Consider the following 12,127-nt stretch of genomic DNA (forward strand, 5'->3'; position numbering starts at 1 on the left):
TTCCTACGGTTGGCCCATGGTGGATATCAGCAGGGTTCTGGTGATCGGGGCGACCGGTCATGTCGGCGGTCAGGTGGCGGCACAGCTCGCCGCGGGCGGAACGCGGGTGCGGGCATTGGCGCGCGACCCGCGCGCGGCGTCGCTGCCTTCGGGTATCGAGGTGGTGCAGGGAGACCTGACCACCCCGGACACCTTGGACAGCGCACTCGACGGCATCGACGCGGTGTACCTGACCTGGCCGATGTTGCCGGCGGAGATCGCGGAGCGGGTCGTCGCCCGCATCGCCGCACACGCGCGCCGCATCGTCCTGCTCTCCTCCGCCTCGGTCCGCGACGAACTGGACGAGCAGGACCACCCGATCGGCCGGGCGCACGCCCTCATCGAGCAGCCGATCACCGAGTCGTCACTGGAATGGACCTTCCTGCGGCCCGGTGGTTTCGCCACCAACACTGTCGAATGGGCACCGCAGATTCGCGCGGGCGACGTCGTGCGCGGCGCGTACGGTGGCGCCACGATGCCCCTGTTGCACGAGGCGGATATCGCCGCGGTCGCCGTGCGCGCACTGACCACCGACGGCCACGCCGGGGCGAAGTACCACCTGACCGGCCCGGCCGCGCTGAGCCGGATCGACCAGGTCGCAGCGATCGGCGCCGCACTCGGCCGCACGCTGGTGTGGGAGGAGATCAGCCCCGAAGAAGCAGTGGCGCACATGGGTTGGCTCCCGCCCGACATCGCGCGCGTGGTGCTGCGCGGGCTCGCCGGACTCGTCGGCACACCAGGCTCGGTGACCTCCACCGTGCACGACGTCACCGGGTCACCGGCCCGCGACTATCGCCGATGGGCCGCCGACCACGTCGCCGATTTCCGCTGACTACTCTTCGTCCCACGCCTGGATCGACGTCTGGTCGACGATGCGACCGTCGCGCAGATTCGCCATCGAGTGGGCGAGGACGCGCGTGCCGTCCGGATATCGGCACGATTCCACGAAGGCGATGTGGTCGCCGTCGATCAAGACGCTGTCGAGGGAGTGGGTCATCTCCCTGGAGCACACGTCGTCGAACATCGCGCTGATCGCCGAGCGGCCGTGCATCACCCGGGGGTGGCTCGGCTGGTCGCGGTGGTCGACCATGCGGATCTCGGCATCGTCGCTGTAGAGCGTCAGCAGTGTCGCGGCATCACGGCTTTCGATTCCGCGGCGCAGTGCGTCGGCATCGAATCCCGAACTGGATGCGGTGCTCATCGGGGGCTCCCTCGCTCGTCGAAACGAGCCGGACCAGGGCGATTCGGCCCGTATCGAGAACCCTACGCTCGCCGCCGACCGCGCGTAACCCGTCGACCACCGGCCACCCACCGGGTGGGTGGCCGGTTCGGCCGAGCGGGTTGTCGCCGCGCGGAGTCAGGGTTCCTGGCGGCGGCGGTCGTCGATACCCTCGGTTTCCACGCGTTCCTTGCGGACCGTTTCGGAGACCGTTTTCTCGTCGGCGACCTCGTCGACCGCCAGCCGTACGCGCTCCACCGGGACGGCTTCCTTCTCGACGTGCACCTGGTCGGCGTGCAGGACGACCTCGCGGTCCTCCTCGCCGATGGTCGCGCGCCCGGTGCGGTCGGTGATCGGTTCGCGTTCGACGTGCACTTCCTCGTGCGTCACGGGCACCTTGAACGTCTGTTCCTCGGTGACCACGGACTTGTGCAACCGTGCGGTGCCGACCTCTTCGCTCTCGGTGTCGACGCGCAACTGCTCTTCCGAGCGCACCATCGAGTCGTCACCATAGCGAGCGGTGTCGGACAAACCGTCCATAGTCCGCGCCGGGTCGCCCTGGGTCATCGGCAGGTCGTCTTCGGGCCGAATCCGCGGGCGGCCCTCGGCATTCCAGCCGGATGCCCGTGGATCGACGTGGTAGTGCTGGAACAGTTCCTGCTCCGATTGCGCGCTGATCCGGGACCCGTCGTGGTGCGGCGCCGTCTTCACCAGATCCTTGTCGACGTGCAGTCTGAGCGAGTCGTCGTCGGGCAGATGTTCGGCGCCGGCCAGCGGAACCAGCGAGTCGTGGCTGAAGAATCCGGTCGAGACGGCTGCCCAGGTGGGCGCTCCGGACTGGTTGTCGAGGTAGATCTGCTTGACCTTGCCGATCTTGTCACCGCGTTCGTCGTAGGCGGTGGCTCCGATCAGCGATTCCAGGGTCGATTTGCTCATGATGATCCCTCCTACCTGGTACGGAGGCCGGTCGCGGGCATGTTGGGCTCGTTCGCCGGCTCCGCTGGGGGTTGTTGGATGATCAATCGGTCGTAGCGCCCGGCACGTCCGGGTTCGGCTACGTCACAGCAAATACCCGGTCGGTCATGAGCCAAACAGCCCGCCGTAGATCAGTCTCGGCGGACGAAATTCGGTCGAATGTCCATGTCGGGCGCGTCGTAGTAGCGGTGGAAGGTGGGCGTCAGCCCGGACGAGATGGGCGGATTGACCCAACTCCAGTCGGTCGGGCACGCGCGCCCGGCGGCTTCCTCGCGCTGTACGTGATCGCAGAACTGCTTGGCCACGGTGTGGTGGTCGACCATGTGCACGCCGGACGCGCGAAAGCTGTGCAGCACAGCGTGATTGAGCTCGATCAGCGCCTTGTCCCGCCACAGCGTGCGCACCGACGAGGTGTCGAGGCCCATCATGTCGGCGATCAGCGGCAGCATGTTGTAGCGATCGGTATCGCTGAGGTTGCGCGCGCCGATCTCGGTGCCGACGTACCAGCCGTTGAAGGGAGCGAAGGGGTAGCGAACTCCGCCCACCTCCAGATCCATGTTCGAAACAGCGGGCAGCGCGTGCCATTTCAGGCCGAGTGCGGCGAACCACGGGTAGTCGGGGTGGGTCAGGTCGACCTCGCGGACCAGCTCGCGCGGAACGTCGAAATACCGCACGTCCTCGGTGGGTGTGCTGATCAGCACCGGCAGCACGTCGAACGGCGTACGCGCCCCGCGCCAGCCCAGCTCCTGCGCCTGTTCGGTGGCCGCGATATTGGCTGGATCGCCGGTGACGGTGCCGTCACCGTTGCGGTAGCCGGCATAGCGGATCAGCTGCGAGCTCTCGATCCGGTACTCGCCGCCGCCGGGTTCGGCCGCCGGGCCGACCGTGATCATCGACTGAATCGCGCCGCCGTTGGTGGCCAGGCGCAGATGTTGCCAGCACACCTCGGAAAGTTCCCGCGCAGAAGTAACTCGGCGCGCGTCGAGTAGTTTCAGCGATCGCCAATGTTTGCGGCCGACACAGCGAGCGTGGTTGCGCCACGCCAGTTTCGCGCCGATCAAGATCTCCTCGGCGGTCTGGGTATAGGTGCCGGTATCGCGCAGTTCGGCGAGCGCGCCGAGGCGACGCTGGGTGGGCAGGTGCCCGAGTTCGGGATAGCGGAAGAACTCGTCGCAGTCGCGCAAGCGGCGATCCAGCTCCACCGGCGGCGGCACGGCGACATCGACGTCAGCAGCCAAAGTCACTGTGGGGGTTGATTTTTCGCAGACGGCAGGGCGAGAGCCTTGGTTCACGGTACATCTCCGGTCGGGCAGCAGGGTGCGGGGCCGTGCGGGTGCACCCTCCGACGCGGGAAGATTGCCCGCCGAGAACACATTCACTCGACCGGTGGCGCGCGCCGACCGGGTGATCGGTCGACCCGAAATCAGCTTCGGCAAGCCTACGACCGGTGTGCTGGCAGTGTGCTCGAATTCGCGGTAATCCCACGGCAACCCGCGTCAAGGGTTGCTGACCGTGCGCCGGACTAACGGAAGCGGGCCGCCGTCTCGGGTGCGGTGGCGAAGCTGAGGAACTGCTCGTTCTCGTGCGGATCGCCGACCGTGACCCGCACACCGTCACCGTCGAACGGCCGAACCAGCACGCCCGCAAGGGCACTTGCCTCGGCGAACTCGATACTGCGCTCGCGCAGCGGCAACCACACGAAATTGGCCTCGCTCGACGGCACCTCGTAGCCCGCGGCCAGCAGCGCCTCGCGCAGTTGATGCCGTTGCGCCACCAGCACATCGGTGCGATCGAGCAGTTCGCCACGCGCCTGCAACGAGGCGATCGCGGCCGCCTGCGCGATCCGGTTCACGCTGAACGGAATGTGCACCTTCAGCAGCGCCGCGATCACCTCGGGATCGCCCACCGCGTAGCCGACGCGCAGCCCGGCCAGACCGTAGGCCTTCGAGAATGTGCGCAGCACAACCACATTCGGCCTGGTGCGGCCGATCTCGACGCCGTCGGGGCGGGTCTCGGGCGTCAGCCGCAGGTACTCGTAGTAGGCCTCGTCGAGCACGACGAGAACGTGCGCGGGCACCCGGTCGAGGAAGCGCTCCAGCTCGGCGCGCCCGTGCGCGGTGCCGCTGGGGTTGTTCGGGTTGCACACGAAGATCAGCTTGGTGCGCTCGGTGACCGCGTCGGCCATCGCGTCCAGATCGTGCAGATGATCCTCGGTCAGCGGTACCCGCACCGCGGTCGCGTTGCCCACCTGCGTGACGATCGGGTACGCCTCGAACGAACGCCACGCGAACACCACCTCGTCGGTGGGGGCGTCGCAGGTGATCTGCACGAGTTCCTGGCACAGCGCCACGCTGCCGCAGCCGACCGCGACATTCGCCACGGTGACCTCGAGGAACTCGGCGAGCGCCGCCCGCAGCTCGCTGACCTGATTGTCCGGATAACGGTTGGCCAGCTCGGCGGACTCCGCGATCGCCTTGGCCGCGCTCGGCAACGGACCGAAGGTCGTCTCGTTGGACGCGAGCTTCACCGCATCCGGGTGGTTACGGCCGGGAACGTAGGCCGGGATGGTGGCGAGGTCGGGGCGGATGTGCGCGGTCACGCCTCCACCCTACGATGATCGGCTGCCGCGACATGCGGCGCGGCCGTCCAGACCTACCCAAGTCCAGTTCTGCCGCCTACGCTGGGTTTATGCCGGGCACTTACGACGACGTCGCCCCCCTGCGGCCGGTGGATGCCGACACGGCCGCCGTCGCGCGGCGCACTGCCGTGCCGATCACCGTGGTGGAGCCCGAACGAGTGGCCCGCGGCGGCATCGTTGTCCTGCACGAATCCCGCGAATTCTCCCCCCAGCTCCTCGAACTGATGCGGGCGCTGTCGTTCGAGGGCTGGATCGTCGTCGCGCCGCATCTGTTCGACCGCATCGCCGACGCGCAAGTACAGGAGGTGTTCGGTGACGAACTCTTCGACGACTTCGACGCCGGTTTCGACTGGCTCACCGGCCGCGGCGTCTTCCCCGACACGATCGGCGTCCTCGGCTTCGACAGCGCGGGCACCGCGGCCTTCCTCGTCGCCGCCACCCGCCGGATCGGCGCCGCGGTGAGCGTGGCCGCTCCCGGCATCTCCGAACCGCTTCCCGACCAGAACGCGGCCCTGATCGACATCGCCGCCGACCTCCAGGCCCCTTGGCTCGGGATCTTCGGCGCGGACGACCCGGCTACCCCGCCCGAGGCGGTCGAACGCCTCCGTGAGGCCACGGCGAAGGCCGATGTGGCCAGTCTCACAATCACTTATCCGGGTCTGAGTCACCGGGTCGACCGACCCGATCCCGAAGACGAGGCGGCCACCGCCATTCGCATCGACTCCCAGACCCGTATCTACGACTGGTTCGACAGCAACTTACGCTGATTGACCAGGCGTTTTGGACTACTACCACTGCTCGTGTAATCTTCATTCCCGGCGGTTCGACAAGGACCGGTGCCCTCGAAAGAGAAGGCTCCAGGAGGCGTGCCAGAGCGGCCGAATGGGACTCACTGCTAATGAGTTGTCCCTTCACGGGGACCGGAGGTTCAAATCCTCTCGCCTCCGCCACACCCAGCTTGCTGGGTAACAACTGAAGATGTACGACCATGCGCCCGTAGCTCAACGGATAGAGCACTTGACTACGGATCAAGAGGTTAGGGGTTCGAATCCCTTCGGGCGCACCGAAATCGACCCCGTATCAGCAGATACGGGGTCGATTTTTTCGTGGGGGCTGTGGTCAATCCGGGCTGGTCGCTGCCAGGACTCTGGCGGTTTCGCGGGCGGTCGGGGCAGGGGTGGCTATTCCTTTGAGACCGGCGACTTTCGCGTTGATGTTGTCGGCGACGGTGATCGGGGGGTAGCCCTGTTCGCCGGGGGCGAGGGTGCCGGGGAGGGCTTGGATCACCGCGTCGTGGTTGCCGTCGAAGAAGAAGGCGGCGGAGCGCCGGCGGCGGATGTGGCCGTCGATGATCGGCGGATCCACGCGGTGGAGGGTGGACATCCAGCGGTCGTTGGTCCAGCGGGCCATCGCGTCGCCGAGGTTGATCAGCAGGGCTCCTTCCGCGGGCTGCACGTTGTGCCAGTGGCCGTGTTTGTCGAGCACCTGGAGGCCGGGGACGCGGTCGGCCCACAGGATGGTGAGGATGCCGAAGTCGGTGTGCGCGCCCATGCCGGTCATGTCGCCGTCGAGGCGCAGTTCGCCCTCGGGCAGGGCGTAGTTGTTCATCTTCAGCGCGTCGATGGAATGGTCGGTGAGGGTGTCGAAGTAGTCGGGGGGTAGCCGCAGGGCCGCGGCGAAGGCGCGCAACAGGATTCGCGACAGCCGCTGTGCGTGGGCGAAGTAGGTGTCGATCGCGGGACGGAAGCCCGGAGCGGCCTCGGGCCAGTTATTGGCGGCATACGACGAGGCGGGTAGGTCGAGGCCGGGGAAATCGGTGAACTGGGTGCCGACGATGAAGGCCTCGTAGAAGTCGTTCATCTGATTCGCCGTGGGCAGTCCCAGACTCAGGCTCAGCGATTCCGACCTCGGCGGCGAGTAGCCACGGTTCTCCGAGGTGGAGCGGCGGTAGCGCTTCTTGATGTCGAGCGGCAGTGCGAAGAACTCGTCGAGCGCGTCGGTGAGCCCGGCGAGTACCTCGTCGGGGATGGCATGGCCGACGATCTGCATGAAGCCGACCTCGCGGCAAGCGGTGTCGATTTCGGCGGCGACCGCCGCGCGACCGGCATCGTCGGCGTCGGTCAGAAAGGGAGTGATGTCGATGGTGGGGACGGTGAACGGGGACGTCATCTCTTCAGGGTCTATTGCATGTATTGCCTCCGCATTACAGAACGGAGGGAAGAGCAGACATGTAGTGAGCACGTAACGGGCTGGAAACCGACCGGAAGTTGCATGTAGATGTCGCGCAGAAGGGCGCGACGACTAGGAGGACGACATGCAGAACCACCGACACCACAGGCGCGCCGCGACCTCGGGAGCAGTGCTGTTGGCGGCGCTGCTCGCCGTCGCCGGTTGCGGCACCGATTCCGCGGATCAGGGTGGCGCCGCTGTCGCGCTCGAACCCGCGGCGCCCGCGCAAACTCTGCGTGGGGTGTGCCCGGACACGGTCACCATTCAGCTGCAGTGGCAGCCGCAGTCCGATCAGGGCGGGTTGTTCCAGCTGCTCGGCCCCGGGTACCGCGTGGACGAGGAGACCAAATCGGTCGAAGGGCCGCTGGTGGCAGGTGGTAAGGACACCGGCGTGCGGTTGCAGCTGCGAGCGGGCGGGCCCGCGATCGGGTTCCAGTCCGTCCCCTCGCGCATGTACGTCGACGACACTGTCACGCTCGGGGTGGTACACGGCGAGCAGGTGATCGCGGCGAGTGCCGCCAAGTCTGTCGTCGCCGTCACCCCGCTGCTGAAATACAGCCCGTCCATTCTGATGTGGGATCCGGCGAGTCACCCGGACTGGCGTTCGATCACCGACATCGGCCGCTCGAACGCGCCCGTCGTCGTGTCGAAGGAGCAGATCTTTCCGCAGTGGCTGGTGGCCAAGGGCCTGCTGAAACAGTCGCAGATCGATACCGGATACGACGGCGCCCCAGCCCGTTTCGTCGCCGACCCCACGATCGCCCAGCAGGGTTTCGCCAGCGCGGAACCGTACGTCTACGAGCACGAGGCCCGCGCCTGGAACAAGCCGGTGGCCTACGACCTGATCAAGAACTCCGGCTTCGACACCTACGCCTCGAATCTCACCGCGCGTGCCGACAAGCTCGACGGACTGGCGCCGTGCCTGGCCAAGTTGGTGCCGATCGTGCAGCAGTCCGGCGCCGACTTCGCCGCCGCACCGGCCGACACCAATGCCAAGGTCGTCGATATTGTTTCCCGCACACCGGCATTCACCCCGTACCCGGCCGGTGAAGCCGAGTTCGCCGCGAAGCAGCTCGTCGAGCTCGGCCTGTTGGCCAACGAGGCCGACGGCTCCTTCGGCACCTACGAGCAGGCTCGAACCCAGCGCAACCTCGACGAGCTGCGGCCGATCCTGGTGGCAGGCGGAGCCGCGATCCCACCGGCGCTGACAGCCGGCGAGATCTTCACCAACCGTTTCACCGATCCGAAGATCGGCATTCGCTGACTCCTGGCTACTTCCAGGCAGGCAGTGGCGGTAGGGGGCCGGTCAGGTCGCTACCCGAGGTGCGGCCGACCAGCCAGCCGAGGAGGGCGGTGGCGGGTCCGAGGACGGTGTGGTGGGGGCGTCCAGGGCCGACGGTGGCGATGAAATCTGTGTCGGTGGACTGGATGTCGAAGGTGGGGGTGGCTTCGGGAAGGAGCTTGGCGGAGAGGTCGGCGACGGTCTCGGGGAGAAGCCGAGCGACGAACGGGGCAGGCCAATCGGCGGGGGTGTAGCCCACGTCGAGGTCCACGTGGTGGATTTCGGTCTCGCGCAGGCGCATCCAGGGGATCTGGTCGGCGGTGAGGGTGCCGCCCTGGCGGTTGCGGACCTCGGCCTGCCAGTCGGCGGCGGGCATGGTGGTGGCGACGGCCTGCCAGCGGTGCGCGGTGGCGGTGAAGTCCGCGTGCTGCACGGGCAGCGGGCGGGGTGCTCCTGCCTCGATATCGGCATCACGAACGGCGACGCTCGGATATTGCGGCATCTCGATGCCGGTGCGGGCCCACAGCAGCAGGTTCAACAGGCTGTCGGCATTGCGTGACATGTGGGCCAGCACATGACCGCGGGTCCACCCCGGTAACAGGGACGGTCCGGTCAACGTCGTATCGGTGAGTGTGCCGATGGCGGCGTCGAAGCGCGCGGTGGAGGCGGCGACCTGATCGAGCAGGTCGGTGGGCGTTGCCGTTTCGCTGGTCACGGCTTCGAGGGTAGTGCGCCGTCGTCGATGATCGCGTCGGCTTCGATCTCCACCAGCAGGTCAGGCGCGATCAGCGCGGTGACCTCGTACATCGAGGCGGCGGGGCGGATCGTGCCGAACACCTCGGCGTGGGCGGCCGCGACCTCGGGCCAGCGGGCGATATCGGTGACGAACATGCGCGTGCGCACCACATCGCGCACGCTCGCCCCGGCCTGCTCCAGCGCGGTGGCGATGCGAGCCAGGACCTCGCGGGTCTGGGCGCCGATATCGTCGCCGCCGACAGCGCCACCACCGGCGACAGCGGCGGTGGTGCCGCTGACGACGACCTGGTTGCCGACCCGTACCGCTCGCGAATACCCGACGACATCTTCGAAATCGGAGGCTGAGGAAATGTTCACCCGAGTTGTGGTCATGATTGCCAGAATGGTCCACCGAGTGGTGGAGGACAATTCATTTCCCGGTCGTCTCGTGGTCGGATCGCGACGGTATGCATGGCAAATGAACGTGCGTCCAGGTCTTCGTCTTTTCCCTCTCACCGCCGCCTTGTGCGCCGCCGCCGTGGTCGCGGGCTGCTCGTCGCCGGAGTCCGCGGCCGGCTTCACCGCGGGCAAGGACCAGCCGCTGGTGATCTCGCTCGACGATCTGGTCGCCAAGGCGGGTACCAGCGCGGTGCTGGGGGTCAGCCTCGAGCCCGAGCACGGCAATGTCACCCGCCGCACCGACGGCGCCTACGTCTACACCCCGAGCGCGGGCTACACCGGTCTCGACCAGTTCACCGTCACCACCACCGACGCGGTTCGCCTCTACACGACCGACATTCCGGTGCTCGGCGAGTTCGGTGGCACCACGGTGCAGGGCAGTGGGTTCGGCTCGGCCTGGACCGCGGTGCCCGGTAGCACCGACGAGTTCTACGGGCTCACCGACCGCGGCCCGAACGTCGACGGTCCGGCGAAGAACGAGAAGCTCTCGCCCACACCGAATTTCGTGCCCAAGATCGGCCGGTTCAAGTTGGTCGACACCAAGGCCGTGCTGCAGTCGAGCATCGACCTGCGGAGCAAGTCGGGCGTGCCGTTCAACGGGCAGGTCGATACCTCGGCGAGCACCGGCGAGACCATCAAGGACCTCCAGGGCACTGTCCTGCCGCCCACCGATCACGGCATCGACCCCGAAGGACTCGTCGCACTGGCCGACGGCACCTTCTGGATCTCCGACGAATACGGTCCGTTCCTGGTGCATTTCGATGCCACGGGCACCGAGATCGAGCGGCTCGCGCCCGGCAGCGGCCTGCCGAAGGAGATCGCGCTGCGCACACCCAACCAGGGCATGGAAGGGCTGACCATCACTCCCGACGGCAGCACCCTGGTCGGCATGGTGCAGAGCGCGCTCAACACCCCCGGCCTGAACGGCTCGGCCAAGGAGGTGCCGTTCGCGCGGATCGTGACGGTCGACCTGAAGACCAAGGCGCAGAAGGAATTCCTGTACCCGCTGGAAAACCCGAAGCAGTCGAAGGTCGCGGTCTCGGAGATCACCGCGCTGAGCGCCACCACATTCCTGGTCGACGAGCGTGACGGCAACCTCGCGCCCAAGTCGGACAAGAAGATCTGGACCATCGACATCGCGGGCGCGACCGATGTCGGCCCGCAGTCCGCCGTGCCGGGCGCGACGTATGACGCCGAGAAGGGCGGCCTGCTGATCGACGGCAAGCCCCTGGAGACGCTGATCGGGGTCACCCCGACCACCGAAGCCGTCGCCGCGCTCACCAAGGCGGGCGTCACCCCGGTCGCGAAGAAGAGCAACCTCGACCTCTCCGCGCTGGTCGCCGCACTCGACGAGAAGGGCCGGTTCTTCGGTCACGACAAGATCGAGGGCATCGCCACACCCGACGGCGGCAAGACCGTCTACATCGCCAACGACAGCGACTTCGGCCTGGCCGCGAGTCAGGGCGAACAGCCCCCGTTCGGGCTGAAGCCCAAGACGCTGCCCAACGGTGCGCAGGACACCGGCGAGGTGCTCGCGGTGGACACCACCAAGCTGCCGGCGAAGATCGACGGCTACACGGTGAAGATCACCGTCAAGTAGTCCACTCGCGGGCTTCGACGAGCACCGCGGTGGCCAGGGCGAGCAACCACAGCGACATGGTGCCGACCTGGATTCGCTGGGCTATGCCGAGCGCGTAGGAGCCGGACAGGTTGTCGGCGACCATCATCCAGATGGTCGCCGCCGACCCGAGAACAAGCACGGCGACGCCGAATTCCCGCAGGATCCGCCAGCGGTGGTACCGGTAGGCGGCGGCGCTGAAGGCGAACGCCGCCACCGCGATCGAGGTGACGGCCAGCGTGCTCGTGAGCGCGTGCGGTTGATGCAGTTGCGGGAACAGCCCGCTGTCGCCGCCGCACGCGCTGTCTCCCGGGGCGCAGTCGTGGAGCGGGAGCAGGGCGTCGGCGATGGTGGACGCGCCGAAACACAACAGGGCTGTCCAGCCGATCGTGGTCAGCCGGCGGCGCCGGAAAACGAGCAGTCCACCCAGTGCCGCGGGCATCAGCAACAGGCCGACCACTTTGTCGGCGGTGCCGAACACCTCGCGGTAGGGCTTGCCCTCGGCGTCGAGTTCGCTGAGGAAGTCGTTGACCGGGTCGGTGTCGATCGGCAGCGCGAATTCCAGCAGCCAGGACGAGTAGCACAGGCCCGCGATCGCGATAGCGAGCGCGATCAGCAACGAGTAGCCACGGGTGTGCCGTGCGAATTCGGTCACACCGACCATTGTGCGTGTCCGGCCGCCACCGCCCCGATCAGGCGCGTCGAGAGCGGGGACGTGGTTTCATCGTGGCATCACAGGCACGCACAGGTTGCTGTCAGGTTCGCCGTGCAGGGTGGTCGGTAACCAACGGAGAGGTCCTCGATGAGCTACGTGATCGCGCTGGCGGGTTTTGCCACGATCCTCGCGCTGGCCGTGTCCGGATTCGTCGCGGCGGATGCGTCGCGCGCACGGGTGCGGGTTCGCGCCGAACGCAGTCCGCGTCGTCGCTGAAG

General features: G+C 67.3%; 13 protein-coding genes and 2 tRNA genes. 7 read left to right on the plus strand and 8 right to left on the minus strand.

From position 1 onward, the window contains the following. The first annotated feature begins 16 nt into the window (after window positions 1-16). Window positions 17-871: an NAD(P)H-binding protein gene (locus ACFULV_RS25405; protein WP_378660825.1), complete on the plus strand. Its 855-nt coding sequence runs from the start codon at window positions 17-19 to the stop codon at window positions 869-871. Here the strand turns inward: ACFULV_RS25405 and ACFULV_RS25410 are convergent, their stop codons facing one another. From ACFULV_RS25410 to hisC, 4 genes are all read right to left on the minus strand, one after another. Further along, on the minus strand, window positions 872-1,240 hold the full coding sequence (locus tag ACFULV_RS25410; protein WP_378638491.1) for a nuclear transport factor 2 family protein: 369 nt from the start codon (window positions 1,238-1,240) through the stop codon (window positions 872-874). It abuts the gene before it with no gap. 156 nt (window positions 1,241-1,396) lie between these two features. Further along, window positions 1,397-2,194 (minus strand): DUF2382 domain-containing protein, encoded by a 798-nt coding sequence (locus ACFULV_RS25415; RefSeq protein WP_378660828.1) that lies wholly within the window; start codon window positions 2,192-2,194, stop codon window positions 1,397-1,399. Window positions 2,195-2,364: 170 nt separating this feature from the next. Further along, on the minus strand, window positions 2,365-3,477 hold the full coding sequence (locus ACFULV_RS25420) for a nitric oxide synthase oxygenase (RefSeq protein WP_378660831.1): 1,113 nt from the start codon (window positions 3,475-3,477) through the stop codon (window positions 2,365-2,367). Window positions 3,478-3,755: 278 nt separating this feature from the next. Continuing rightward, window positions 3,756-4,832 carry a histidinol-phosphate transaminase gene (hisC, locus tag ACFULV_RS25425; RefSeq protein WP_378660833.1) on the minus strand — a complete coding sequence of 359 codons (1,077 nt, stop codon included), beginning with the start codon at window positions 4,830-4,832 and terminating at the stop codon, window positions 3,756-3,758. An 89-nt stretch (window positions 4,833-4,921) separates the two neighbouring features. On the opposite strand from hisC, the gene ACFULV_RS25430 reads away from it, so the two are divergent. The 3 genes from ACFULV_RS25430 (at window position 4,922) to ACFULV_RS25440 (ending at window position 5,934) form a co-directional block, all read left to right on the plus strand. Beyond that, window positions 4,922-5,638 carry a dienelactone hydrolase family protein gene (locus ACFULV_RS25430; RefSeq protein ID WP_378660836.1) on the plus strand — a complete coding sequence of 239 codons (717 nt, stop codon included), beginning with the start codon at window positions 4,922-4,924 and terminating at the stop codon, window positions 5,636-5,638. Window positions 5,639-5,731: 93 nt separating this feature from the next. Further along, a tRNA-Ser gene (locus ACFULV_RS25435) sits at window positions 5,732-5,821 on the plus strand. 40 nt (window positions 5,822-5,861) lie between these two features. Beyond that, window positions 5,862-5,934 (plus strand) — tRNA-Arg (locus ACFULV_RS25440). 56 nt (window positions 5,935-5,990) lie between these two features. On the opposite strand, the gene ACFULV_RS25445 is transcribed toward ACFULV_RS25440, so the two are convergent. Beyond that, window positions 5,991-7,040, minus strand: coding sequence for an isopenicillin N synthase family dioxygenase (locus tag ACFULV_RS25445; RefSeq protein WP_378660839.1), 1,050 nt, complete (start codon window positions 7,038-7,040; stop codon window positions 5,991-5,993). Window positions 7,041-7,185: 145 nt separating this feature from the next. On the opposite strand from ACFULV_RS25445, the gene ACFULV_RS25450 reads away from it, so the two are divergent. Next, the gene (locus ACFULV_RS25450; protein ID WP_378660841.1) at window positions 7,186-8,364 is read left to right on the plus strand and encodes a nitrate ABC transporter substrate-binding protein; all 1,179 of its coding nucleotides are present in this window, start codon (window positions 7,186-7,188) and stop codon (window positions 8,362-8,364) included. 7 nt (window positions 8,365-8,371) lie between these two features. Here the strand turns inward: ACFULV_RS25450 and ACFULV_RS25455 are convergent, their stop codons facing one another. Both ACFULV_RS25455 and ACFULV_RS25460 read right to left on the minus strand, forming a co-directional pair. After that, window positions 8,372-9,097 (minus strand): maleylpyruvate isomerase family mycothiol-dependent enzyme, encoded by a 726-nt coding sequence (locus tag ACFULV_RS25455; RefSeq protein WP_378660844.1) that lies wholly within the window; start codon window positions 9,095-9,097, stop codon window positions 8,372-8,374. Then, the gene (locus ACFULV_RS25460; RefSeq protein ID WP_378660846.1) at window positions 9,094-9,510 is read right to left on the minus strand and encodes a RidA family protein; all 417 of its coding nucleotides are present in this window, start codon (window positions 9,508-9,510) and stop codon (window positions 9,094-9,096) included. Before ACFULV_RS25460 ends, ACFULV_RS25455 begins: the two co-directional genes overlap by 4 nt. An 85-nt stretch (window positions 9,511-9,595) precedes the next feature. Here ACFULV_RS25460 and ACFULV_RS25465 point away from each other — a divergent pair, with 85 nt between their 5' ends. After that, window positions 9,596-11,176, plus strand: a complete 1,581-nt coding sequence (locus tag ACFULV_RS25465) for an esterase-like activity of phytase family protein (RefSeq protein WP_378660849.1) — start codon at window positions 9,596-9,598, stop codon at window positions 11,174-11,176. Here the strand turns inward: ACFULV_RS25465 and ACFULV_RS25470 are convergent. Beyond that, a complete protein-coding gene (locus tag ACFULV_RS25470) occupies window positions 11,169-11,849 on the minus strand; it encodes a DUF998 domain-containing protein (protein WP_378660852.1) in 681 nt (226 codons plus the stop codon). The genes ACFULV_RS25465 and ACFULV_RS25470 overlap by 8 nt on opposite strands. A 147-nt stretch (window positions 11,850-11,996) precedes the next feature. On the opposite strand from ACFULV_RS25470, the gene ACFULV_RS25475 reads away from it, so the two are divergent. Then, window positions 11,997-12,125, plus strand: coding sequence for a hypothetical protein (locus ACFULV_RS25475; RefSeq protein ID WP_378638519.1), 129 nt, complete (start codon window positions 11,997-11,999; stop codon window positions 12,123-12,125). Window positions 12,126-12,127: the final 2 nt, after the last annotated feature.

Source organism: Nocardia sp. NPDC057272, assembly GCF_042668615.1.
Lineage (GTDB): Bacteria > Actinomycetota > Actinomycetes > Mycobacteriales > Mycobacteriaceae > Nocardia.

Bases quoted from the DNA above. Each gene is read 5' to 3' on its own strand.
- ACFULV_RS25405 (WP_378660825.1), top strand. From the start codon at position 17: ATGGTGGATATCAGCAGGGTTCTGGTGATCGGGGCGACCGGTCATGTC.
- ACFULV_RS25410 (WP_378638491.1), bottom strand. From the start codon at position 1,240: ATGAGCACCGCATCCAGTTCGGGATTCGATGCCGACGCACTGCGCCGC.
- ACFULV_RS25415 (WP_378660828.1), bottom strand. From the start codon at position 2,194: ATGAGCAAATCGACCCTGGAATCGCTGATCGGAGCCACCGCCTACGAC.
- ACFULV_RS25430 (WP_378660836.1), top strand. From the start codon at position 4,922: ATGCCGGGCACTTACGACGACGTCGCCCCCCTGCGGCCGGTGGATGCC.
- ACFULV_RS25445 (WP_378660839.1), bottom strand. From the start codon at position 7,040: ATGACGTCCCCGTTCACCGTCCCCACCATCGACATCACTCCCTTTCTG.
- ACFULV_RS25450 (WP_378660841.1), top strand. From the start codon at position 7,186: ATGCAGAACCACCGACACCACAGGCGCGCCGCGACCTCGGGAGCAGTG.
- ACFULV_RS25460 (WP_378660846.1), bottom strand. From the start codon at position 9,510: ATGACCACAACTCGGGTGAACATTTCCTCAGCCTCCGATTTCGAAGAT.
- ACFULV_RS25465 (WP_378660849.1), top strand. From the start codon at position 9,596: ATGAACGTGCGTCCAGGTCTTCGTCTTTTCCCTCTCACCGCCGCCTTG.
- ACFULV_RS25475 (WP_378638519.1), top strand. From the start codon at position 11,997: ATGAGCTACGTGATCGCGCTGGCGGGTTTTGCCACGATCCTCGCGCTG.